General features: G+C 65.7%; 17 protein-coding genes. 6 read left to right on the top strand and 11 right to left on the bottom strand.

The genetic code is table 11. The features are described 5' to 3' along the window. Positions 1–8: 8 nt before the first annotated feature. Complete coding sequence (locus tag MYCSP_RS09670) at positions 9–842, bottom strand: ABC transporter permease (protein ID WP_088415549.1); 834 nt, start codon at positions 840–842, stop codon at positions 9–11. 165 nt (positions 843–1007) lie between these two features. Continuing rightward, positions 1008–1337 (bottom strand): hypothetical protein, encoded by a 330-nt coding sequence (locus MYCSP_RS09665; RefSeq protein ID WP_070910821.1) that lies wholly within the window; start codon positions 1335–1337, stop codon positions 1008–1010. Between the two features lie 257 nt (positions 1338–1594). Here MYCSP_RS09665 and MYCSP_RS09660 point away from each other — a divergent pair, with 257 nt between their 5' ends. After that, positions 1595–1960: a hypothetical protein gene (locus MYCSP_RS09660; RefSeq protein ID WP_070910822.1), complete on the top strand. Its 366-nt coding sequence runs from the start codon at positions 1595–1597 to the stop codon at positions 1958–1960. A 27-nt stretch (positions 1961–1987) separates the two neighbouring features. On the opposite strand, the gene MYCSP_RS09655 is transcribed toward MYCSP_RS09660, so the two are convergent. After that, positions 1988–2707 carry a thioesterase II family protein gene (locus tag MYCSP_RS09655; protein WP_070910823.1) on the bottom strand — a complete coding sequence of 240 codons (720 nt, stop codon included), beginning with the start codon at positions 2705–2707 and terminating at the stop codon, positions 1988–1990. A gap of 75 nt (positions 2708–2782) precedes the next feature. Beyond that, a complete protein-coding gene (locus MYCSP_RS09650; protein ID WP_088413684.1) occupies positions 2783–9139 on the bottom strand; it encodes a type I polyketide synthase in 6357 nt (2118 codons plus the stop codon). Between the two features lie 224 nt (positions 9140–9363). Between MYCSP_RS09650 and MYCSP_RS09645 the strand changes: the two genes are divergently transcribed. The 5 genes from MYCSP_RS09645 (at position 9364) to MYCSP_RS09625 (ending at position 15065) form a co-directional block, all read left to right on the top strand. Continuing rightward, on the top strand, positions 9364–9762 hold the full coding sequence (locus MYCSP_RS09645; RefSeq protein ID WP_083018337.1) for an MmpS family transport accessory protein: 399 nt from the start codon (positions 9364–9366) through the stop codon (positions 9760–9762). Next, a complete protein-coding gene (locus MYCSP_RS09640) occupies positions 9759–12782 on the top strand; it encodes an MMPL/RND family transporter (RefSeq protein WP_088413683.1) in 3024 nt (1007 codons plus the stop codon). The genes MYCSP_RS09645 and MYCSP_RS09640 overlap by 4 nt, the downstream gene beginning before the upstream one ends. Positions 12783–12849: 67 nt before the next feature. Then, positions 12850–13746: a class I SAM-dependent methyltransferase gene (locus MYCSP_RS09635; RefSeq protein ID WP_083018274.1), complete on the top strand. Its 897-nt coding sequence runs from the start codon at positions 12850–12852 to the stop codon at positions 13744–13746. Between the two features lie 209 nt (positions 13747–13955). After that, positions 13956–14291: an RNA polymerase-binding protein RbpA gene (locus MYCSP_RS09630; RefSeq protein WP_070910828.1), complete on the top strand. Its 336-nt coding sequence runs from the start codon at positions 13956–13958 to the stop codon at positions 14289–14291. 12 nt (positions 14292–14303) lie between these two features. Beyond that, positions 14304–15065: an SDR family NAD(P)-dependent oxidoreductase gene (locus MYCSP_RS09625; protein ID WP_088413682.1), complete on the top strand. Its 762-nt coding sequence runs from the start codon at positions 14304–14306 to the stop codon at positions 15063–15065. Between the two features lie 12 nt (positions 15066–15077). On the opposite strand, the gene MYCSP_RS09620 is transcribed toward MYCSP_RS09625, so the two are convergent. The 7 genes from MYCSP_RS09620 to cobN all read right to left on the bottom strand — a co-directional run bounded on the left by MYCSP_RS09620 (position 15078) and on the right by cobN (position 24310). Beyond that, positions 15078–15839, bottom strand: a complete 762-nt coding sequence (locus MYCSP_RS09620) for a polyprenol monophosphomannose synthase (protein ID WP_070910830.1) — start codon at positions 15837–15839, stop codon at positions 15078–15080. A gap of 5 nt (positions 15840–15844) precedes the next feature. Continuing rightward, entirely contained in the window at positions 15845–17644 is a 1800-nt protein-coding gene (gene lnt / locus MYCSP_RS09615) for an apolipoprotein N-acyltransferase (protein ID WP_088413681.1), read from the bottom strand. Then, positions 17637–19169 (bottom strand): amidohydrolase, encoded by a 1533-nt coding sequence (locus tag MYCSP_RS09610; protein ID WP_165757494.1) that lies wholly within the window; start codon positions 19167–19169, stop codon positions 17637–17639. Before MYCSP_RS09610 ends, lnt begins: the two co-directional genes overlap by 8 nt. Positions 19170–19315: 146 nt before the next feature. Then, positions 19316–19828 carry an FxsA family protein gene (locus MYCSP_RS09605; protein WP_088413680.1) on the bottom strand — a complete coding sequence of 171 codons (513 nt, stop codon included), beginning with the start codon at positions 19826–19828 and terminating at the stop codon, positions 19316–19318. Positions 19829–19866: 38 nt separating this feature from the next. Continuing rightward, positions 19867–20259: a PPOX class F420-dependent oxidoreductase gene (locus MYCSP_RS09600; RefSeq protein ID WP_070910833.1), complete on the bottom strand. Its 393-nt coding sequence runs from the start codon at positions 20257–20259 to the stop codon at positions 19867–19869. Positions 20260–20278: 19 nt separating this feature from the next. After that, positions 20279–20683 (bottom strand): PPOX class F420-dependent oxidoreductase, encoded by a 405-nt coding sequence (locus tag MYCSP_RS09595; RefSeq protein WP_083018281.1) that lies wholly within the window; start codon positions 20681–20683, stop codon positions 20279–20281. Between the two features lie 9 nt (positions 20684–20692). Then, positions 20693–24310 carry a cobaltochelatase subunit CobN gene (gene cobN / locus MYCSP_RS09590; protein WP_088413679.1) on the bottom strand — a complete coding sequence of 1206 codons (3618 nt, stop codon included), beginning with the start codon at positions 24308–24310 and terminating at the stop codon, positions 20693–20695. Positions 24311–24339: the final 29 nt, after the last annotated feature.

The following is a 24339-nucleotide window of genomic DNA, read 5'->3' as shown; positions in this document are numbered from 1 at the left end:
TCTGCCTTTCATGATCGGTATCGCAGCGCACGCCGTTCCAGCACGCGCACGACGGCGTCCGTGACAATGCCCAGCAGCGCGTAGACCACCAGACCGAAGATGATGACGTCGATACGTAGAAAGTCACGTGCGTTGTTGATAAGGAAGCCCACCCCGGCGTCGGCGTTGATCTGCTCGGCGACGATGAGGGTCAGCCAGGACAACGCCAGAGACTGACGCAAGCCCACGAGCACCTGGGGTGTCGCACTGGGCACGACGATGACCCGCAGACGCTGCCAGAAGGAGAACCCAAGCACCTGAGCGGTTTCGAAGAGCTTGGGGTCCACCTGCCGGATGGCGGAGGTGGTGTTGAGGTACAAGGGGAACGCCGCCCCGAGCGCCACCATCAGCACCTTGGGCAGCTCCCCGATGCCGAACCACACGATGAACAGTGGGATCAGCCCGAGATGCGGCAGCGCCCGAACCATCTGCATGGTCGGGTCCACCACCGCGTCGACAAGACGTGACAACCCCACCGCGGCGCCCAGCACCACACCCACCAGGCCGCCCAGCAGCAGTCCTTCGGCGGCACGGACGCCGGATACCCGCAACGCCTCGGCAAGCTGTCCGTTGCCGATCAATTCGATTCCGGCGTGCGCGATGGTCGAGGGCGCGGGCAGGATGTCCGGATCGATCAACCCCCAGGCGCTGGCTGCCTGCCAGATGAGCAGCACCGCTAACGGGGAGAGAAATCGAACGATTTCCCAGCGCCGATTGAGTACCCACTCCCGCCGGGACGGGGTGGAAGCGGGGGTATCTGTGTCAGTCGCCGCAGCGGCCACCAACGTATTACGGGTGGTCATGAAAAGCTCGGGAATCCTCACGGGTCGGCGGCTGTGTATCGACAGGTGTTGACAAACTATGGGCGCGTTCGGATTCGGTGAAGACTTAAGCGCGAGCAGACGTAAAAGCCCCCAACACGCCGGGTGATTGGGGGCTTTTACGTCTGCTCGCGCTTACGGAGGGGACTAACGCCAACCGTCCGCAGCCTTGGCGGCCCGTAGCAGTTCTTCGCACAGTTGGCGCAGTTCCTCCTGGGTCGCACCCTCCTCGACCGCGGTCGCAACGTCCTCGGCCGCGCATCGCGCCTGATACACGCGATCTGCCAGGTCGGTCGCCTCGTCGGCGGTGAGCACGACGGCATCGGCGGGCACCGAGGTGCCCTTGACCGCGGCACGTTGTTCGTAGGCGCGCTGTCGGCAGGACTGGCGACAATATTGGCGCCGCCGCCCCAGTTCGGCGTCGTCGACCTCACGCCCGCACCACTTGCAGGGCTGAGCATGTTTGCGACGTGCCACGTCGTGTCAGCGTAGTGGTGGCCCGGCTCCGCAGTCACACAAGGTCCGGCCCGTGACAGCGAACCACCTGACCGCCGTCGGATATGAGAAATCGGCATCACCAAAACCGGCGACATGACTGGTGGGAGCCGGTGTGGTGAGTCCGGCTCCACGCCACGCAAAGCCATCGAGCGCAATTAACACAATTGCCGGGAAAACGGATGATAGTGCGCTAATCTTGCCCAATCACAGCGGCATCCAACGTCGGAGGTTGTGCGATGAACAAGATCATCAAGCTTGGGCAGGCCGTGTTGGCAGCTGGCGTCATTGCCGCTCCGGTCGCCGTCATCAACGCGGGCCTGGCCTCGGCGCAGCCGAGCCCCGCCCCCGCGGACGTGTGCTTCAACGGACCGTATCCTTCACCGCCGCCCCCCTGGGGGCCAGGAACCATGGAGGGCTGCGTGAACCCCGACAGTTGGTTCAGCCAATGGGGTTGGCGGTACGCCGGACCCAACTGGCGCGGCGAAGGCGGACAACTGCCGCCGCCGGCCCCCGCTTGGAAGTACGTGGGCCCGGGCTGCGAGTACACCAGCAACCCGAACTGGCAGTACACCGGTCCCGACTGCCAGCGCGAGACCCCGTAGGCCTCAGCGGCTGGTAGGCCTCGGCGGCTAGTAGGAGTACGAGCCGCCGAGGGCCAACTCGGCCTCGTGCGTCAAGATGGTCGCCAAGGCCTGCGGATTCGACCAGTAGAAGTAGTGCCCGCCCGTCACGAGGATGCTGGTGAACTCCCCCTTCGTGTACGGTGCCCATCGGCGCGGTGGTGCAAACTTGGGGATCACCTCGTCATCCTTCGCGCTCACCTCCGTGATCGCAGTCGTGATCCGGCGGCGCGAAATCGATTGCAGGCCAAGACTGAAATCGATCACCGCATGCAACCGCGCCTGCTCCAGCAATGACTCGTCGGCGATCTTCTTCGGCGGCCACGCCCCGCGCCGCTCGTCGTTGGTGAGCCTCCAGAGCGCATGTTGCTTCGGGTTGTGCCCCCGGGTCTTGGCATAGAGAGCATCCATTCGCCACAAGGACGGATGCCCGCTGACCACCGGGACGAACCGGCCCACCGCGAAGTCTCGTGACTCCAACGCCTGACATACCGTGTAGCCGAACAGCCCACCAAAGCTCTTGCCCGCCAGGACAGGTCGACGGCAACCGAGCCCGATGATCGCCGACGCGCAGTCCTCCGACAACGCGCGCAGGCTCTCCGGCGATGGCTCGGTCGACCGGGTGCTGCGCCCCGGCATCCGCCACACCCCGAAGTTCACCCCCGCCAGATGGGGAACCAGGTGCTGTTCACCGGCGTGATTGGCCCCGGCGCCCGGGAAGAACAACACGGTCGGCAAGGAGGGTTGATAAGCCCTGGGCCACCACCAACATTCGAGCGGAGTCGCAACAGTCACGCCGATCCTCTATATCGCGTCATGCTCGGGATCGCCGACCCCTTGCGCAATGAGTAGTGCGACTCGGGCACCGACCGCCTCAAGGGTGAGGTCGGGGGTGAACTGGAACGCACTGATCTGGATGTTCAACTGCTTGCCGGCCCGGGCCGCGAACTCGACCGCCATCAGGGAGTCGATCCCCAGGTCGGCGATCGGTCCGGTGGGGTCGATGCTGTCCACATCGACCTTGAGCACGTTGGCGAGTTCCTTGGCCAACTCCTTGGTGACCATCGGCCCCCGCTCCTCCTCGGGGAGTGCCAGCACCGCAGCACGGAAGGCGGCCTGCTCGTTGGACACTGCTGCGGCCTCGGCGGACAGGTGCGCGAACCGTGTGCTCTTGGCCGTCGAGGGCAGTGGGGTACGCAAGACCCCCCAGTCGACGCCCGCGACCGCGACATGCGGAAGCCTGAAACGGGAACACTCGTGCATGAGCGTCGCCCCGAGATCCATGTTGAGGCGGCGCAATCCCACCGAGTCGAGGAACTTCACAATGGCGTCCGTCTCGGCCATGCCACCGCCGCTCATCGCACCCCAGCTCACCGACAGCGCGGGCAGTCCGTCCGCGTGTCGCGAATGAGCGAGAGCGTCCAGGACGCTGTTGGCCGCCGCGTACGTCAGCTGCGGCACGATGCCGATGAGACCACTGATCGAGGAGTACAGCACGAAGTGGTCCAGTGGCACATTGTGCTCGCGCGTGGCCTTGTCGAGGTTCAGTGCGCCCTGCACCTTCGGCGCGAAAACCTTGTGCAACGATTCGGCGCTGATATCGGCGATCACCTCGTCATGAGCCACCGCCGCGGCGTGGAAGACACCGCGCAGCGGATGCCCCGAAGCCTCCACCTTGCCGATCAGATCCGCGACCTGGTCGTAGTCGCTGATATCGATCCGCTCTTCCCACACGTCCACGTCGGCGGCGCGCAACGCCTCGATCTGCGCCCGCGCCACCTCGGTGGTGGCGCCGCTGCGCCCCGCGAGAATCAGATGGGTAGCCCCGGCCCTGGCGAGCGAACGCGCGGTGGCCAACCCGAACCCGCCGAATCCACCGGTGATGAGGTAGGAGTGGCCGGCGAGCACGGGTGCAGGATCTGCCTTGCGGGGCAGCAGCTTCGGGGTCTGGTTCCGGAAGTCCAGCACGATCCTTCCCATGTGTTCCGCCCGGAACACCGCCTCGAACGCCCCCACGACCTCCTCGATGGGGAACCGCGTGAACGGGAGCGGGGTGAGCTTGCCCGAGGTGAGCATCTCGGTGCACTCGCGCCGCAGTTCGCGGAAGATCTCCGGCCGCAGCCGCAGCATGCGATCCATGTCGATCGAGTGGAACGAGAGGTTCCCGCTGAATGGCTTGAGATCCATCGCGCCACCGAAATAGATGTCAGCCTTGCCGATTTCGATGATTCGGCAGAACTCTCCGGCGACCGCGAAGTTCTGAGCGATCATCTCGCCGGGCAGCGAGTTGTAGATGACGTCGACTCCTCGCCCTTCCGTGATGCGCAGTATGTCGTCGACGAACCCGACGGACCGCGAGTCGAAGGCCGCGGCTGCGCCGAGTTCCAGCGCCGCACGCCTGCGTTCCTCGGTGCCGGCCGTCGCGTACACGGTCGCGCCCATGTTGACTGCGACCTGCACCGCACCCATGCCCATGCCGCCGGCCGCGCCGTGGATGAGCACCGTCTCGCCAGGCTGGAGGTCGGCGAGCTTGTAGAACGCGTAGCCCGCCGTGAAGAAGGGGACGCCCGAGCCCACCGCGAGTGGATCGAAGTCCGCACGCTGCAGATGCTCGTCTTCTATCCGCTCCCACGCGGCCCCGCCATCGAGGTCGAAGGTCAGGTACCGGCGCAGCAGACCGCGCTCGGCGACCGCGATGCTTTCCCCGACCCGAAGCTCGTTGACCGCGGACCCTACCCGCGTGACGACACCGAAGCCCTCCATGCCGGGCTCCAACTTGAAGTACGTCTCGCCGAGCTCGCGCTCGGTCAAGATCCCGAGAATCTTCAGCGGGTCTTTGTAGTTGAGGCCGACGGTCTCCACCCGGACCTCCACTTGCCGGGGTCCCGGCTCGACACGATCGCAGGCGCGCAGCGCGATGTCCTTGAGCGTGCGCGTGTCCGGGATCTGCACCTCATAGGCAACATCGGGGTCCGTGGGTTCGAATGGCTCTTCCCACGGCGCGACGAGTTCGGACAACGAACGGCGCATCCGCTGTGTCCAGCGCTGTCCCGCGCGGACGGCCACCTCTTCGGCCTTGGTCATCGCGGAGATCTCCGCGGCCACCTCGGCCGCGGAGGCCGAATCGGGCAGATCTACCAGGGACCATCTGGCGGGGTGCTGCTCATTCGCCAACACACGCCGTGCCCCGACGAGCGCGGCCCGGTCCAACACCAGATCACGATCGCCCGGCGCGAGGAAGGCCCCTTGGCTGACGAGGACCGCCTGCACATCCGGATTCACCACGCCGCGTTCGGTTTCGGCCTCCAGCACCGTCCTGAGTGCCTGCGCGACGGTAACCACCTGATACAGGCTTTCCACCAGGGCCCCGCCCGACCCGACCGTCACCAAGACACGCAAGTACGCGTCCCTGCCCAGCGCTGCACCAAAGGCCTCCGCCAACTCCGCGGACTGCTCGGCTTCGGCCGTCAGGACGACCGCGTCGGCTTCAGACGCGCGGCGTGCGCCTTCGACAACAGCGGCGGGCGCGTCTCCGATCTCGACGATCACGTTTGCCGGGCGGGCCGCCGCGGGCGGCGCGATAGGTTGGCCGTCGACCTCCTCTTCCAAAGGCTCCCAACGCGGCTCGTAGAAGTACTGGTCAAGCTCGGACAGCGGCTCCGTGGCCGATCCCACCGGCCGCAGCGTCACTCCGGTCATCGCCAGTGCCACGTCGCCGTCCGGCGAAGCCAAATAGGCATTCGCCCGCAACGGCTGGGTGCCGGTGATCTCCACGACCGCGATCGGATCCTCTGGCACCTCGTGGTAGAGCCGCACCCGGTCGACCGCCGCCGGGATATGCGCCGTGGGCGGTATGTCCAGCTCCGGGCGCGCCGCCAAGAGAACGGCGATGCACTGCAATGCGGAGTCGGCGAGTGCGGGGTGGACGGCATGCCTGGGCTGAGACTCCGCGTCCAGGCTCGTCAGCTGCGCGACGCAACCCGCGGAGCTGATGCGCACGTTGCGAATTCGCTGGAAGGCGGGACCGTAGGAAAGCCCGACCGCGGACAACCCCTTGTAGACGTCGTCGCCCTCGAAGACCCTGTCGAACTCGGATTGTGTTGGGACGTCGATCCGTAACGTCCCCGGGTTCGCCTCGACCAATCTGCCGTTGGCGTGCGCCGTCCACAGTTGGGTGTGCGCGGAGCGGCCGTTGACGGTGAACCTCTTCGTCGGTTCGTCCACGGTGAGCCGCGTGATCGGCGCATCGTGTTCGGCGACTACCAACGGCACCGCGAAGACCACGGAGTCCAGGCCCGCATAGGTGCGACCGGATCGTTGACGCACGGCCGACAGTGCCACGTCGAGATACGCGGTGCCGGGAAGCACGACCGAACCGAGGACGGTGTGGTCGCAGAGCCAGGGTAGGTTCGCGGCAGCGAGGGTGACCTCCCATTGCGGCGTCAGCGCGTCCGCCCTGTCGCCGAGAAGCGCGAAGCGATCGGCGTCGCCATAGCGCGCTCGCAGCGTCAGCGGATCTTCCTCCCACAGCTCGTCCTGCGACCATGGATATTTCGGCAACTCCATGTGTGGAACCGCGCCGTCCTCATAGAGCGCGGCCTCACCGGGGACATCGATCGCGCCGACCGCGTACAGGTCGGTAATGGCCTGCAGCACCGACTGCTCATCACTTTGATCCCGGTGCAACGTCTGCACCGCCGCACCGGAGACACTGTGGCGTACAAAGCTTTCCCGGATGTTCCCGAGCAGCACCGGGTGCGGCCCGAGCTCCAGGAACACCCGGTAGCGGTCCGTGATAAGTGTGTCGATGGCCTTGGCAAAGAAGACGCTTTCCCGCACGTTCTTGACCCAGTAGTCCGGGTCCGCGAATGCAGCGCTGTCGATCTTCTCGCCGGTCACCGTCGAATACAACGGCACGTCCGCCTGACGCGGGGCAAGCCCGGCCAGAGAGGTCGCAAGCTCATCGAGGATGGGGTCCATGAGCTGACTGTGATACGGGACTTCGACGTGCAGCATGCGGGCGAAGACTCCATCTTCGGCAAGCCCGTCGTGCAGGATCCGCAGGGCCTTGGAGTCGCCGGATAGCGTTGTGGCCGAAGCGCTGTTGATCGCCGCGACACATACCGCAGAGCCGAAGCGCGCGGCTCGGCGCTGGGCTTCCTCGGCATCGAGCCCCACGGCCAGCATGCCGCCGGACCCCGCTGTTTTGGCCTGCAGTCGAGAGCGGTGGAAGGAGACGGTGGCGGCGTCTCGCAGGGACAACGCACCGCTCGCATATGCTGCGGCGACCTCGCCGACACTGTGTCCGACTACCGCCGCGGGCCGGATCCCGAACTGCTGCAAATGCTTTGCCAACGCCGATTGCACCAGGAAGTTCGCCGGCTGGGCGATCTCGGTACGGCTGACACGGGAGTCTCCCTCGGATCGCAGCAGCTCGGCGATCACCGACCAGCCCGAGATCTCCTGGAACACCGCGTCGATCTCGGCGGCGGTGTCACGGAAGACACCGGGCGTCTCCAACAAACCACGCGCCATCCCCCACCACTGTGGGCCCATACCGCTGAAGACGAACACCGGATCTGAGATCCCCTCGACCAGCGCACGCGCCGGTGCCGCTTCATCGCTTTGGGCATAGGAATTCAGCTGTGCGAGAAGGTCGTCCCCGTCACGGTAGATGAAGCCCTTGCGAAGGTAGTGGTGCGCACGGCGGCCGGTGACCGCGGTCTTCAGACGTTGCGTGTTCTCGCCGGAGGTATCGGAACCCAAGAGCTCGGCATAACGCCCGGCGACCTCGTGCAGGGCGGTACTGCTGCGCGCGGAGACCGGGAAGATCCGGATGCTGTCCCTGACCGGCGCAGCGGCGACCGGCGCGGGCGGCTCGGACACGATGACGTGCGCATTGGTCCCGCCGTAGCCGAAGCTGTTGATCGCAGCGTATGCCGGAGCGCCCAGGTCGGGGTACGGCTCGACCTCGGTGGGTATGCGGATCCGAAGTTCGTCGAAGGGGATTTCGGGATTGAGTTTGTCGAGCACGACCTGCGGCAGAATGGTCCGGCGCTGCACGGTGAGCGCGGCCTTGATCAGGCCCGCGACGCCCGCCGCGGCTTCGGTGTGCCCGAAGTTGTTCTTCACCGAACCGATTACCAGGGACTCCGCGCGACCGGCGGCCTGGCCGTACGAGTGCCCTAATGCCGCGGCCTCCAACGGGTCTCCGACGCTCGTGCCCGTGCCGTGTGCCTCGATGTATCCGACGAGGGCCGGGTCGACGCCCGCCTCGTTGAGCACCCGCTCCGCGAGCCGCTGCTGTGACACCGGGTTGGGGACGGGCAACGCTATCGTTCTGCCGTCCTGGTTGACCCCGCTGCCCAAAATGACCGCATATATATGGTCACCGTCGCGCTGCGCCTGCTCAAGGTTCTTGAGCACCACGATCCCGACGCCCTCACCGCGGCCATAGCCGTCGGCTGCCGCGTCGAACGACTTGCTGCGACCGTCGGCGGCAAGAAACCTGCCCTTGCACATGGTGATGAACGTTTCCGGCTGGAACATGACGTTCACGCCACCGGCAAGCGCCACGTCACATTCACCGTTCGCGACCGCCCGTACCGCCAGGTGCGTCGTCACCAGCGAGGACGAGCATGCCGTGTCCACGGTCATACTCGGTCCCCAGAAATCGAGCGCGTGCGCGATGCGATTGGACAACAAGGTCTGCGACGCGCTGAAGGCCGCGAAGTTGTTGATCTTCTCGAGGTTTCGGGCCAGCCCACGGCTGATCATGTTGTCGTTCATGAAGCCGCCGATGAACGTTCCCACGTTGCCGCCCAACGCCTGTGCGGCGATGCCCGCGTCGTCCAGCGCCTCCCAGGTGGTCTCCAGCAGAAGTCGCTGTTGGGGATCCAGGACAGCGGCCTCGCGGTGGGAGATCCCGAAGAAGTCCGCGTCGAACCGCCGGAACTCCTGGGTCAGGAAGCTGCCCCTGCGGGTGTACATCCGGCCCGGTGTATCCGGGTCGGGGTCGTAGTACTTGTCCGCGTCCCAGCGATCCTTCGGAATATCGACGACAGCGTCGCCTTTGTGTAACACAAAGTTCCAGAAACTGTCCGGATCACCAATTCCCCCGGGGAATTTGCATCCGATGCCAATGATAGCCACTGCAACCAATGCTCGGCCCTCTCCTAGTTGTCGAACTATCGGGAGATGATGGAACTTTTTCCGAAATAGCGAGACAGTGTGAGCTCATCTGGAATCATCTTGACCACTAACGATGCCGTGCCTGCCGTGTCATTCCGTGGAGTTCGGACTGTACCCGTCTGATTGGCAACACGAAGGGTGTTTCAGATGACTTTGTTGATCCCCTCAGAAGTAGCTCAATGAGAAACGCCTGGGTGTATCTCGTTGTGCTGGCGGTGCTTACCGTCGCGGCGTTGTTCATCCTCAAACTGCGCTCGAGTGAGATCCCGGACGAGGCCGCGGGGACGGTGAGCCGCCTCCCCACGTTGGGCACGCTGTCCGAACGAACGATCCAGTACGAGGCGGTCGGGCCCGACGGAACTCCGGCGACGGTGTCCTATCTCGACGACGACGGACACAACCAAAACGTCAACACGGTCCTGCCATGGCAGGAGGCACTGCGAACCGTGGAACCTTCGCTCGTGACCAGCATGGTCGTGCAATCCAACAGCTCCGGCGTCGGATGCAGGATCACCGTCAACGGCAAGGTCCGCGACGAACAAGTCGCAACCGCCAGTGGCGGCATCGCCAGCTGCAAGGTGCAAGTCGCATGAAAAAGGATGAGAGCGAAGCAGATACCGGACCCATAGCCACACCCGGCGACCGCGCCGGATTCTCCGATCGATCGCGAGCATTCGGTGGGCGAGTACGCAACGAGTTCTCCGTGCCGTTCCGCCGCGAGACTTACGCCGGTACCGGCACCGAACAGCACAGACCGCTCTACGCCAGGCTGCTGTACGGGCTATCCATACCCATCGTCGTGCTGTGGGTGCTGCTCGCGTGCGGCCTCAATGCTGCAGGGCCCCAACTGGAAAAGGTGATCGAAGGGCACGCCCTGTCCTTCCTGCCCGACGAGGCCTCGTCGGTGCAGGCACTCTCCAACATGGGCAAGTACTTCGGCAATGGCGGCACCAACAACTTCGTCGCGGTGCTGGCCGAAGGAGACAAACCGTTCGGCGCGGAGATGCACGGCTATTACGCCGACCTGATGGAGAAGTTCAAGGCCGACAAGAAGCACGTCGTCACCACGATCGATCTGTGGTCCGACCCGTCGTTCGCCCCGGCCTTCGAAAGCCAGGATCGGAAGGCCTCTTTCAGCTACCTCAATCTCGCCGGAAACATGGGCACTGCGCTGGCCATGGAATCCACCCAAGCGGTGCGCGACATCGTCAAGGCCTACCCACCCCCCGATGGGGTCAAGATCTACGTGACCGGTCCGTCTGCGGTCGTGAACGACGAACTGCTCGCGATCAACCGATCGATCCTGCCGATCATCGTCGCGTGCGCGATCTGCATCACGATCATCATGTCGTTGACCTACCGGTCGCTGTTCACCGCATCGATGCCGCTGCTGGTCGTGGCGGTCGCTCTGGTGACCGCCCGTCCGATCGTCGCGCTGCTGGGTGAACGCGGAATCATCGGCATCTCCATATTCGCCTCGAGTCTGTTGGCCGGCATCGTGCTGGGTGCGGGGACGGACTATGGGATCTTCCTGCTCGGCAGATATCAGGAGGCACGACGGGCGGGCCAGGACCCAACCACCGCCTACTACACCGCACTGTCGAGCGTGCAACGCATCATCTTCGCGTCGGGGCTGACCGTGGCGGGCGCGACCGCGTGCATGACCCTCACCAGACTCGCGGCCTTCTCCACCTCCGGTCTGCCCTGCACCATCGGCATCCTCACCGCGCTGGCGGCGGCGTTGACCCTCGGCCCCGCGCTACTCGCAATCGGCTGCAGGCTCGGGCTCTACGAGCCGCGTGGAGACCGCGCCATCCGGCGCTGGCGGCGCATCGCCACACATGTGGTCCGCTGGCCCGGCCCCGTACTCGCGGGCAGCCTCGCCGTGCTCGCACTCGCGATTCTGGTCTTGCCGACGTACGTCATCAGCTACAACGAACGCGCGGCACAACCGGCCAACACCGAGGCGAACCTCGGACTGGACGCCGCGGATCGGCACCTACCGCCCAATCTGTTGAACCCGAACCTGCTCTTCGTCGAGTCCGACCACGACATGCGCAACTCCGCCGACCTGATCGCACTGGCGAAGCTGACCAATGCCGTCTACAGCGTGGACGGTGTCCAAGCGGTGCAGGGCATCACGCGGCCGCTGATATCTCCGCTACCCCAGGGAACCCTGACCTACCAGGGCGGATACATCGGTGAACGAATGTCCCAAATAGCGGAGATGGTCAGCACCCAGCTCAACGGCATCGCCAGAATCACCGGTCAGATCGATCAGCTCTCCGTGGGCGTGAAGGTGGTCCTCAAGGACCTCCAGGTCACCCAACGCGCTGTCGAACTTCCCGGCGGCGCAGGCCAGGCCACCCGAGCGCGCCTCATCGACCTGTTGAAGACGGCGAAGAGCATCCACAACGAGATGCAGCCCATGCTCGCGGCCGGTATCGATACGGCAGGCCAGCTGGTCGATATGGTCCCCGACTGCAAGCAGCTGCTGCCCTGCAACACCGCGCTCACCGGTCTGGCCGTTCTCGACGGACTCAACCAGGCCGGAGGGCGCAAGTTCGAAGATCTGGTGGACGCGTCCCGTGTCGCCTCCGAGTCGTTGCCGAATCTGGTGGCGCAGGTCCGGCTACTGGACCGCTTCCTGGCCGACGCGCAACAAACTCTCACTCCGATCCGTGGCATGGCGGACTCGCTGCTCGTACAGATGAACGAGGTCACCCAGTTCCTGCGGGAGATCGCCGACACCTATATGAAGGGCGACCCGAGTGGGTATTTCTTCCTGCCCAGTCAGGCGTTCGAGTCCCCGTTGTTCCAGTCCGCCCTGTCCGTGTTCTTCTCACCGGACGGCAAGATCACCCGAATGCTCGTCATGGGCGACGTGAACTCGTTCAGCAGAGAGAGCATGGATTACAGCGCAAAGATCATCCCCGCGGCCAAGTCCGCCCTCAAGGGCACCTCGCTCGGCGGGAGCCAGGTGAGCATCGGCGGGGCCGGAGGCACACTGCTCAACATCGCCGCATTCGCCAGGGAGGACTTCATCACCAGCGCCGTGGCGGCGTTCGCATTCGTGTTCTGCGTCGTCCTGCTGCTGCTGCGCAGCTTCGTCGCCGCGGTCGCCGTCGTCGGCACCGTGGGGCTGTCCTTCCTTTCGGCGTGGGGTCTCAGTGTGGCGATCTGGCAGCACGGCGTCGGTCTGCCACTGCACTGGGCGGTGGCACCGTGTTCCTTCATATTTCTTGTCGCCGTCGGCGCGGATTACAACCTGCTACTGGTCGCCCGGTTCAAGGAAGAGCTCCGCGCCGGAATCAAGACCGGCATCATTCGCTCCATGGTGGGAACCGGCAGCGTGGTCACCACCGCCGGTTTGATCTTCGGTTTCACGATGTTCGCGTTGATCGCCGGCTATTCCAGCACCCTCGCACAGATCGGCACCACCGTCGGCGTCGGACTCCTGCTCGACACGCTGATCGTCCGCTCACTCGTCATTCCCTCCATCGCGACCCTGCTCGGCCGGTGGTTCTGGTGGCCCATGCGAGTACCGTGCCGCGCATTGCGAGAAACGGACCCGGCACTAATTCGTTCGACGACAGGCGCACGCCAGGCATAAAACAGAAATCTTTGTATAGAAATTGCAGAATTGGTAATTGTCGACCCCCAGATTCGGAGACCTACGCGTGAAAAGTCGCCGCCTTGATCGCCGCGCGAGTTTTACGGCGCAATCGTGCGCCGCTCAGCGCGCGGCAGAAACGTTGCAGCCGCCAAGTCGGCGTCTTCTCGACGATCCGTATTCGCGGCATTTCGTCCGCGACCCCTTGTTGCGGGCCGGTTTGATCCACCCATTGGTAGCCCGTGGCTTCATCGGATTACTGAAATCTGTATTCGGCGCCGCGGGACATTTTTTCTTGGTATTGCGTGTGCGTTATACCGACGATGTCCTGGAATCCGCCGTCAAGGACGGTGTCGATCAGATCGTGCTGCTGGGCGCCGGATTCGACACCACCACGCTGCGCCGGGCCGCGCACCGCCACGTCAAGATCTTCGAAGTCGACGCCCCCACCACCCAGGCGGACAAACGCGCCGTCGTGGAGGGGCTGCTCTCTGCCGAGAACAACGATCAGATCGTCTGGGTACCTTGCGATTTCGAACACGACGTGCTCCGCGAACGGCTGCTCGCCAGTGGCTTCGATCCCACTCGGCCGAGCCTGATCATCTGGCTCGGTGTGACCGCGTACCTCACCCAGCAAGCACTTGATGCGACACTCGCCGATCTCGCAACGGTCTGCGCACCCGGCAGTCGGCTGGTATTCGACTACCTCGACACCACCGTCGTCGCCGGGGGCGGCAAGTCCGTTCGCGCCCGGCTGTGGACCGAGGCGGCAGCACGGTTCGGGGAGCCCTACCTGACCGGCCTCACCGCCGGCGACGCCGATGCGCTGCTTACCACCCATGGATTCCAGTGCGGCCGGCACCTGACCACCCTCGAACTGTTGCAGCACTACGCACCCACGTACGCCGGCCGCTCACCCGTCGACGGTCGGGCAGCCATTACCACCGCACAGCGCACCGGATAGCAGCACGTGCGGCCGCCACACGTCTCGGATGCGTAGCGGTGGCGCTCAGATCAGGGTTGACGCCCTATAATGAGGGCCACAACCTGCATGAACAGGGAACTAATCCCGCGGGTACGGCGTTGACTTGAATAGCCACCAGCAATGTAAGCGCGGGATGTACGGTCACCGACCCGCAGTGAATACCGCGCAGTGATAGAGGAGAAGTACACATGGCAGATCGTGTTCTACGAGGCAGCCGGCTCGGCGCCGTCAGCTACGAAACCGATCGTGACCACGACCTGGCGCCTCGCCGTATGGCCCGCTACCGCACCGAGAACGGTGAGGAGTTCGACGTCCCCTTCGCCCACGACGCCGAAATCCCGGCGAACTGGGCATGCCGCAACGGCATGGAGGGCACCCTGCTCGACGGCGATGTGCCCGAGCCCAAGAAGGTCAAGCCCCCGCGTACCCACTGGGACATGCTCTTGGAGCGCCGCAGCGTCGAAGAGCTCGACGAGCTGCTCAAAGAGCGTCTGGAACTGATCAAGGGCCGTCGTCGCGGTTAGTCGCCCACCCCTATGAGTGCGGCCGCTAGGTCAGTAGCGGGCTCGGCCGTGCTGATCACCGGCGCCGCGAGCGGCATGGGGAAGGCCACAGCGCGGGTTTTCGCCGAGGACGGCGCATATGTCGCCGTCACCGATCTGCGTTTGGCGGACGCGAAGGCGGTCGCCGACGAGATCGGCGACGCGGCAGTGCCGTGGGCGCTGGATGTCACCGACGGCGCACAGATCAGCGAGGTCGTCACCGCCGTCGCCGAACGATTCGGCCGGCTCGACATCGTGGTGAACAACGCCGGTTTCGCGGCGTTCCGGTCGCTCGACGACCCCGATTACGGCGAGACCTGGGACCGATCGTTGGCCGTCCACCTGACCGCACCACAACGGATTGTCCGCGCGGCGCTTCCCTTCCTGCGTGACTCCCCTGCCCCGCGCGTGGTGAACATCGCCTCGACCGAGGCCCTCGGCGCCACGCCGTACGACAGCCCTTACGTCGCAGCCAAATCCGGCCTGGCGGGTCTGACCAGAAGCTTGGCCGTCGACCTGGGACGCGACGGGATCACGGTGAACTGCATCTGCCCGGGCCCCATCGACACCGCGATGACCGCCGCGATCTCCGCTGAGGACAAGGACACCTACGCCCGTCGACGCACCGCACTGCGTCGTTATGGCCGCGCCGAGGAGGTCGCACACGTGACATTGAGCGTGTGCCTACCGGTCGCGTCCTATCTCACCGGCACGGTCATCCCCGTCGACGGCGGGCTGATGGCCCGCAATGCGTGAGAGCTGAGCACGTCAGCGATTGACGCCGCGAGCCCGGTCCAGTCGGCTTCGCACACCCCACTTGGTCACCTTGACCAGGGCCTCGTTGATGATCGAACCGCTCATCTTGGATTCACCGATCGCACGCTCCGTGAAGGTGATCGGCACCTCGGCGACCTCGAAACCGTGCGCGATGGTCCGCAATGTCAGGTCGATCTGGAAGCAGTAGCCGTGCGACTCGACGGCGGCCAAGTCCAGCTTTTCGAGCACCTCACGCCGGTACGCGCGGTAGCCCGCGGTGATGTCGTGGGGTTTGACGCCCAACACCAACCGGGCATAGACGTTGGCGCTGCGGGACAGCACCAACCGCCGCCACGGCCAGTTGACCACGGTTCCGCCGGGCACATAGCGAGAGCCGATCGCCAGATCCGCTCCGGCGTCCACGGCGTCGAGCAGTCGGGACAGCTGCTCGGGGGCATGACTGCCATCGGCATCCATCTCCACCAACACCGAGTACTGACGTGCCAGGCCCCAACCGAAGCCCGCGATGTAGGCGGCACCGAGGCCGCCCTTCTCCTTGCGGTGCATCACGTGCACGCGGTCGGGATCGGCCAGCGCGGCCTCGTCGGCCAGTTCGCCGGTGCCGTCCGGGCTGCCGTCGTCGACGATCAGCACGTGCACATCGGGTTGCGCCTTGTGCAACCGACCAAGGATCAGCGGGAGATTCTCCCGCTCGTTGTACGTCGGAATGATCACCAGGGTCCGGGCGCTCGGACGTTCGGTCACGGGATCCACTCCGGTCAGGTCTCCTTAATCGGTGAGGCCGGTTCTACCTCAGGTTTCGGCCTCTTCAGCCCTCCATTGTGCAGTATCGCCAGGCCAGCCGAGGCCAGGACGGCCAGTCCGGCGATCAGAGCAAGCGCCCATTCGACCCAGGGGCCCCATTGTGTGGCCGGTGTCAGGTCATTGTGCAGTCGCACCTGCATGTCGATGTAGGCCGGCTCGAAGAACTTGGTGCGGCCTGCGTCGACCCCGTCGGGAGACACGAAGGCGCTGATCCCGGTGGTGCCGACGACGATGACCTCCCGGTCGTGCTCGACAGCCCGCACCTTGGAGATGGCCAGCTGCTGCTCGCTCATCGCGCTACCGAACAGGGCGTTGTTGCTGGGTACGGTAAGAATCTCCGCACCATTCATGGTGGACTGCCGCAGTGCCCTGTCGAAGAGCACCTCCCAGCAGGTGGCGACGCCGATCTTGACTCCGCCCGCGGTAACCACGCCGTTGCCGTCGCCGGGGACGAAATATCCCGCACGGTCGGCGTACTTGGAGAAGTGCGCGAAGAAGCTCCGCCACGGCAGGTACTCGCCGAACGGTTGCACGATCTGCTTGTCGTGGCGTTCACCGGGGCCCGTGTTCGGATCCCACACGATGATCGAATTGATCGACTTGGGCTGCTCGGCAGTGGAGTCCGGATGCCGCAGCACCCCGCCGACAAGGATAGGCACCCCGATGGCCTGCGCGGCCTCGTTGATGGCCTCGGCCGCATCGGCATTGCGGATCGGATCGATATCGGAGGAGTTCTCCGGCCACACCACGAACTGCGGCGCGGGAGCCTTCCCGGCCTTGACGTCCTGGGCCAGCAGGAGGGTTTCCTTGACGTGGTAGTCCAGTACGGCGCGCCGCTGCGCGTTGAAGTCCAGGCCGAGGCGGGGCACATTGCCCTGGATGGCCGCGACGGTGACGGTGCGTCCGTCGGTCGCACCGTGGCTCGCGTGCCGGACCTGCTGCCAGCTGACGGCCATCGCGAACAGGACCAGGCAGACACAGGCGCCGGGCAGCAGCACCGAGGGCACCGGCCGGGCACCGTCCGGGCCCACGGACGGGCTGCGCCACCACCGGTACATCTCAATGCCCAGCGCGGTCACCGCGAAGGCACCCAGCGCCACCGCGAAGGACACCAGGGGCGCTCCCCCGTATCGCGCCAGACTCAACATCGGACTATCGCCCTGCCCGAAAGCGATCCGGCCCCAAGGGAAGCCACCAAAGGGAACGCTCGCGCGACCCCATTCCGTGGCCGCCCAGACGGCGGCGAACCACAACGGCCAGCCGGGCAGGTTGCGCACGGCCACCGCCAGTACACCGAAAAGGGCCACCCAAATGGCGCACAGAAGGGACAGCGCCAGCCACGGGAACACACCGACGAGCTGGCCGGTCCAGGGCAGCAGCGGGACGAAGAACGCGAGACCGAACAGCAGCCCGTATCCCAACCCGCCGCGCAGCGTGGACTTCGGCGACCACAGCACCAGTCCCAGAATCGACAGCGCGGGAAACGCTGCCCACCAGAAGCCCCACGGAGGGAAGCTGGCACACATTGCGAGGCCTCCGAGCACGGCCGCGCCCTGCCGGGGGGCCGCACGCATCCAGGCCTGACCAAAGGCCAGGGCGCGCGCCCCTGCCGCTGCCGCGAAGACCGCACTCCGCGAGGGGCCGGACTCGGCCTGCGGCTCGTCGCCTTCCGGAGCGTCGGCCGACTCGTCGAGATCTGCCGCGCCCTCATCGACAATCTCGTCAACCGACTCGTCGACAGTGTCGTCAGCCATGGATCACCTTGCCCCGGTGCACGGTTCGGAGACAGGTGGGAAGCACGGCGGCGTCCGAGAGATCCGGCAGAGCCGGGACGCGTGAGCGCGGGTCGGTGGACCAGCGCTGAACGCCCGGTTGGCTGGTGTTGATGGTCAGATCCCCTGTCTCCCAGATTGCGTAGCTGGCAAGCGCTCCCGGGGTCAGTGTGCCGGTCGCACCGTCGTGAATTCCCTGTGCGCGCCAGCCTCCTCGAGTCGCCGCACTGAATGCCGCACGGACCGAGACGGAGCTACTTGCGGTGCGGTGATGGGCCGCCGCCCGTACCGCCACCCACGGATCGATGGGTGTGACGGGGGCATCGGAACCGAACGCGAGGGGCACGCCTTGGGATGCTAACAGCGCCAGCGGGTTTAGCTGGGTACCTCGATCAACACCGAGTCGATCGGCGTACATGCCGTCCGGCCCACCCCAGAGCGCGTCGAAGGCCGGCTGCACGCTGGCGATCACCCCCAGACGACCGAGCCGCTCGGCCTGTGCGGCCGAGATCATTTCGAGGTGCTCCAGACGATGGCCGCACCGGGCCACTGCCGGTACACCGTGGCTTTCCGCGACGCGGTCCAGCGCATCTATCACCTGGGTGACCGCGGCATCCCCGATCACGTGGAATCCCGCCGTCACTCCTACCTGCGTGCACGAGTCCAGGTGTGTTTCAACCGTTTCGGCGTCCAGATGGCTGATGCCGCAGGTGTGCGGTGCATCGTGATACGGCTCCTGCAACCAGGCGGTGTGCGATCCCAGCGCGCCATCGACAAAGAGGTCGCCGGCCAGGCCTGCGGCACCCGTCGCGGCCATGAGCTCACGGACATGATCGGCGTCACGGGCCGCCTCGCCCCAGTATCCGGTGACCTGCACCCCATGTTCGGTGGCCAACAGCTCACGGAAGTCCTCCAGGCCGCCGATCTCGGGCCCTCCGCATTCGTGCACCGAGACCAGGCCAAGTGATGCCGCGCGGTCGAGGGCCGCACGCCGTGCCCTGGCCCGCCCGTTGACCGAAAGAGCACCGCGCGCGTACGAGCGCGCCGCATGATGAGCGGCACCGGCCAGCGGATGTTCGGGATGGAAGCCGGTGGCCTCGGCAAGCCCGGGCACCTGTCGCCGAAGTGCCGTCGAGACCGCGGCCGAGTGCACGTCGATACGGGAGAGGTAGACGGCGCGGCCAGGTGCGGCACCGTCGAGGTCGGCAGTGGTCAACGGCGCTCGATCCGGCCAGCGCGATTCGTCCCAGCCGTGCCCCCAGATCACCGTGTCGTCGTGCTCACCGGCGTATGCGGTCAGCCGGGCCAAGCACCGTTCGCGCGAGGTCACGTCGGACAGATCCAGTCCGATGATGGACAGTCCGAGGGCGGTGACATGAACGTGGGCGTCGACGAATGCCGGAGCGACAAATGCCCCCTCCAGGTCGACGACTTCGGCATCCGGGAACTCCGCGCGGCCGAGGTCGTCCTCGCCGATCCAGCTGATGACGTCGCCGGTCACGGCCATCGCGGTTGCCGCCGGGTGGGACGGGCTGTGCACGCGCGCGTTGACGAGCAGGTGCGATGAGCCGCTGGGGCGAAGAGCGTCCCGCCCCGATGAGCCGCCCGTGTGAGGAGTCTGCACTCGGTAATTCTGCCGGGTTTAGACGACGTCTATGCGGGCAGGTCGCGACCGAAGCGGGATCTCGAGGCCTGCCCGGCGGGGTCCTCGTCGACGTCGACGACCTCACCGTCGATGTAGTCAAAGGCGTTCGACCGGGTCCGGGTGCTCTGATATGCGCCGTATCCGGCGGGTATGACCGTGATCAGGGGTGCACGCCGACTCAACTGCCGCGCCGCGACCAAAGTCAGCACCGGCCGTAGCAGGGCGCGCGTCGGCGGCAGCAGCAACAGCAGTCCGACGACCGAGGACACCAGCCCCGGAATCACCACCGCGACCGTTCCGAGTGCGATCAGCGCGCCATCCGCTACGGCTCCGCCTGGGGATTTCCCTCCCCGGCGCAGTTGCTCAAGCGAGCGCCGAGCCTGCGAACCGGCCAGCACAAGGCCTGCGAAGAAGGCCGCCGCGAAGGCGATGATGGTCCAGCCGATGCCCACGGCCGAGGTCAGCGCCACCAGGGCGCACACCTCGACGATCACATAGATCAGAAACAGGCCTCGCCACATATCGGGTCAACGCGCCGAACCGCTGCCGGGTTCCCGGATCAGGCCGTGATGGCCAGCCCGATGGTGCCTCCCGCGCCCCGGCGCAGCAGGCTCGCCTTCACCAAGACCCACCCGACCAGGCCGTATTTGCGGGTGATCGCGGCGCGGGCTCGCTCGGTGCCGTCAGTATCCAGGACCCGCGCGGTTCCCTCGATCTCGCCGCTGCGAACCTTGCCGCGGACATCGCAGACCGCCAGCGACACCCGCGCGGTGTTGCGGATGCGCCGCACCTTCCAGGAGTTCGTCTCGGTCCATACCAGCAGCTCACCGTTCTCCGGCGCCGCCCACACCGCCGCGGGTTTGGCGCGACCATCCTTGGTGTAGGTGGTCAGCAAGACGTACTTGGCGGCACAGACTTCGTCGAAGGTCGGCACCGGGAGGTTCACACCCATGCCGACGAGTCTAGGGATGTCAGGGCGATTCCGGCGCGCCCAGCGTCACCGAGATACCGACCCTGGAACCCCCACGACGGGAGTGCAGCGCGGCCGCGAGCCTGCCGAACAACCCATACCGTTTCAGCACCGCCGTGCGGATGCGCTCGACGGAGGCGGGCTCCTCGACCACCGCGGCAGTGGCCTGCGCGGTCGGGCTGATCACCCGGCCGCCCTGCGTACACACGGCCACCGTCACCGCGGGGCTGTGCCTGATCCTCTTGATCTTCCAGGAGTCGCCACCGGTCGTCATCAGCAGCTCGTCGCCCTCGGTGACGAACCACATGGGAGTCGGTTTGGGGACACCGTCTTTGGTGAATGTGGTCAACAGGATGTACCGGCCCACTGCCACCGTGCCGATGTCCAAGTGGTTGTCCTGGGCCATGCTCCGATGCTACGACTCCAGCTCGCCTTCGGTTTCCAAGAACACTGACCGCAAATCATCCAGAACTTGCTGATCCGGCTTCTCCCACAGCCCCCGACTGGCCGCCTCCAGCAACCTCTCCGCGATACCGTGAAGCGCCCATGGGTTGGACTGCTGCATGAACTTGCGGTTCTGCTCGTCGAGCACATAGCTGTTGGTCAGCTGCTCGTACATCCAGTCGGCCATCACATTGGCGGTGGCGTCGTATCCGAAGAGGTAGTCGACGGTGGCAGCCATTTCAAAGGCGCCCTTGTAGCCGTGACGGCGCATCGCCTCGAGCCACCGCGGGTTGACCACACGCGCACGGAAAACCCTTGTGGTTTCTTCAGATAGCGTGCGGGTTCGCACGGCGTCCGGCCGGGTGTTGTCGCCGATGTACGCCGCCGGAGCCTTACCGGTGAGCGCCCGCACTGCGGCGACCATGCCACCGTGGTACTGGAAGTAGTCGTCAGAGTCGGCGATGTCATGTTCACGGGTATCGGTGTTCTTGGCCGCCACCGCGATCCGGCGATACTGGTGGCGCATGTCTTCGCTCGCTGCTGCGCCGTCGAGTCCACGACCATAGGCAAACCCGCCCCACGCGGTGTAGACCTGCTCCAAATCTGAATCGTTACGCCAGTTTTGGCTGTCGATCAGCTGGAGGAGTCCGGCACCGTAGGTTCCCGGCTTGGAACCGAAGATGCGCATGGTCGCGCGTCGCCAATCGCCGTGCTCGGCGCGGTCGATCTCGGCGTGCGCGCGCAGATAGTTTTGCTCGGCGGGTTCGTCGAGACCGGCCGCCAGCGCGACGGCGTCGTCCAGCATGGTCACCACATGCGGGAAGGCGTCGCGGAAGAATCCGGAGATACGCACGGTCACATCGATCCGCGGACGCCGCAGTTCTGCCAGCGAGATGGCTTCCAGGCTCACCACCCGCCGGGAGGCGTCATCCCACACCGGTCGAACACCCAGGAGCGCAAGCACTTCGGCGATGTCATCTCCCGAGGTCCGCATTGCGGAGGTTCCCCAGATCGATAGCCCGACCGATCGCGGCCAGTCGCCATAGTCGGTGCGGTATCGCTCCAGCAGCGAGTCGGCCATGGCCTGGCCCGTCTCCCAGGCCAACTTCGACGGAACCGCCTTGGGATCAACCGAATAGAAATTGCGTCCGGTCGGCAACACGTTGACGAGTCCGCGCAGTGGCGAGCCGGAGGGCCCGGCCTCGATGAACCGCCCGTCCAGCGCGCGCAGGACGGAGTCGATCTCGCCGTTGGTGCCGTCGAGACGGGGAACCACCTCGGTGGCCGCGAACCGGAGGATCTGTGCGACCTGGGCATCCTCGGTGAGATCGTCAACGGACCCGGAATTCCAGCCGGTGGCCTGTAATGCAGTCAGCAGCGAATGTGCTTGCTCATCAATCTCATCCACCCGCGCACGATCGTCCGTTCCGTCCTCGGCCAGGCCGAGCGCCTGCCGCAATCCGGGCACCGACTGCTCCCCGGCCCACATCTGACGGGCCCGCAGGATCGACAGCACCAGATCGACCTGGGCCCGTCCCTGCGGAGCGCTGCCCAGGATGTGCAGACCGTCGCGGATCTGCACATCCTTGATCTCACACAGCCATCCGTCGACGTGCAGCAGCATGTCGTCGAAGACATCCTCGTCGGGACGCTCCTCGAGTCCCAGATCGTGATCCATCTTGGCTGCCCGCATCAGCGTCCAGATCTGTTGGCGGATAGCCGGCAGTTTGGCGGGGTCAAGCGCCGAGATGTTCGCGTGCTCATCCAGCAGTTGCTCCAAACGCGCTATGTCACCATATGTTTCAGCACGCGCCATGGGCGGGATGAGATGATCGACCAGGGTGGCGTGCGCGCGCCGTTTTGCCTGCGTGCCCTCACCCGGATCGTTGACCAGGAACGGATAGATGAGCGGCAGGTCTCCTATCGCGGCATCGGTGGCGCAATCAGCCGACAGCCCAACGGTTTTTCCGGGCAACCATTCGAGGTTGCCGTGCTTGCCCAGATGCACCAACGCATCAGCGCCGAAGCCGCCCTCCTCGCGCGGCGCCGACAACCAGCGGTACGCCGCAAGGTAATGGTGACTCGGCGGCAGGTCGGGGTCGTGGTAAATGGCTACCGGATTCTCACCGAATCCCCGGGGTGGCTGCACCAGCAGCACGACGTTGCCTGCTTGTAATGCAGCAATCACAATATCGCCGTCGGGGTTGGCGCTGGTATCCACGAACAGTTCCCCGGGCGCCGGACCCCAGTGCTCGACGACCTGCTCGGCGAGCCCCGGCGCCAGCCGGGAGAACCACTCCCGATATTGACGCGCCGACACGCGAATCGGGTTGCCCGCCAACTGGTCCGCGGTGAGCCAGTCCGGGTCCTGGCCGCCTCGCTCGATGAGCGCGTGCACCAGGGTGTCTCCGTCTCCGTCCGCGGCAGGCCTGCCGGTTACGGGCAATCCGGGGATATCGCCGTCCGCCCCCACGTTGTAGCCCGCCCCCCGCATCGCGGTCAGCAGTGCGACCGCGCTGGCGGGGGTGTCCAGCCCTACCGCGTTGCCGATTCTCGCGTGCTTGGTGGGATAGGCCGAGAAGACCACAGCGATCCGGCGCTCACCCGCGGGTATCGAGCGAAGCTTCGCGTACCGCAAGGCGATACCCGCCACCCGTGCGCAGCGCTCGGCGTCGGGCACGTATGTGATGAGCCCGTCCCCGTCGATCTCCTTGAACGAGAACGGCACGGTGATGATGCGTCCGTCGAACTCCGGCACGGCAACCTGAGTGGCGACATCCAACGGGCTCATGCCGTCGTCGTTGGCGTCCCAATCCTCCCGGGGACTGGTCAGGCACAGCCCCTGCAGAATCGGGATGTCCAGTGCCGCGAGGTGGGCGACGTTCCACTCGTCGTCGGCTCCCCCGGCCCCCGCCGACGCGGGGGTCGCACCACCGGCCGCCAGCACGGTGACCACCATGGCGTCGGCAGCGGAGAGCGTGTCCAGAAGCTCGGGCGGTGCGGTACGCAACGAAGCGCAGAACACCGGAAGCGCCTTTCCGCCAAGGTTTTCGATGGCAGTACAAAGAGCGTCGATGTAGCCGGTGTTACCGGCCAGCTGTTGTGCGCGGTAGAACAGCACCGCAACCGTGGGTCCGTCGGCATTTCCGCCGTCACGCTCCAGCACACCCCAGGCCGGGTTGGTCGCCGGCGGCTCAAAGCCGATACCGGTCATCAAGACCGTATCGGAGAGAAATGCGTGCAGTTGCTGCAGATTTGTCGTCCCGCCCTCGGCCAGATAGCGGTGGACCTGCAGGGCGACACCGCCCGGGACCGTGGAGCACTCCATGAGCTCGGCGTCGGGAGCCTGTTCACCGGAGACCACGACGGCCGGTACTCCGGAGGCGACGACGGCATCGATGCCCTCTTCCCAGCCGCGACGACCACCGAGCAGGCGGACGACCACCGCACCCATCCCGCTCAGTAGGTCCGGGAGGTCATCGACGTGGATACGAGAGGGGTTGGCCCATCGATAGTTCGCACCGCTGGCGCGCGCGCTCAGCAGGTCGGTATCCGATGTCGACAGAATCAGGATCGGGGCATCGCTCACAGGACATTCGTACCGTAGTCCTACGGTGA

The sequence above is a fragment of the Mycobacteroides saopaulense genome (assembly GCF_001456355.1).
In the GTDB taxonomy this organism is placed as follows: domain Bacteria; phylum Actinomycetota; class Actinomycetes; order Mycobacteriales; family Mycobacteriaceae; genus Mycobacterium; species Mycobacterium saopaulense.
This window is presented reverse-complemented; position numbering and strand designations above follow the sequence as displayed.

What these genes read in the sequence shown, in the direction of transcription:
- MYCSP_RS09670 (WP_088415549.1), bottom strand. Translation starts at nt 842, where the DNA reads ATGACCACCCGTAATACGTTGGTGGCCGCTGCGGCGACTGACACAGAT.
- MYCSP_RS09660 (WP_070910822.1), top strand. Translation starts at nt 1,595, where the DNA reads ATGAACAAGATCATCAAGCTTGGGCAGGCCGTGTTGGCAGCTGGCGTC.
- MYCSP_RS09640 (WP_088413683.1), top strand. Translation starts at nt 9,759, where the DNA reads ATGAAAAAGGATGAGAGCGAAGCAGATACCGGACCCATAGCCACACCC.
- MYCSP_RS09630 (WP_070910828.1), top strand. Translation starts at nt 13,956, where the DNA reads ATGGCAGATCGTGTTCTACGAGGCAGCCGGCTCGGCGCCGTCAGCTAC.
- MYCSP_RS09625 (WP_088413682.1), top strand. Translation starts at nt 14,304, where the DNA reads ATGAGTGCGGCCGCTAGGTCAGTAGCGGGCTCGGCCGTGCTGATCACC.
- lnt (WP_088413681.1), bottom strand. Translation starts at nt 17,644, where the DNA reads ATGGCTGACGACACTGTCGACGAGTCGGTTGACGAGATTGTCGATGAG.
- MYCSP_RS09610 (WP_165757494.1), bottom strand. Translation starts at nt 19,169, where the DNA reads ATGGCCGTGACCGGCGACGTCATCAGCTGGATCGGCGAGGACGACCTC.
- MYCSP_RS09605 (WP_088413680.1), bottom strand. Translation starts at nt 19,828, where the DNA reads ATGTGGCGAGGCCTGTTTCTGATCTATGTGATCGTCGAGGTGTGCGCC.
- MYCSP_RS09600 (WP_070910833.1), bottom strand. Translation starts at nt 20,259, where the DNA reads ATGGGTGTGAACCTCCCGGTGCCGACCTTCGACGAAGTCTGTGCCGCC.
- MYCSP_RS09595 (WP_083018281.1), bottom strand. Translation starts at nt 20,683, where the DNA reads ATGGCCCAGGACAACCACTTGGACATCGGCACGGTGGCAGTGGGCCGG.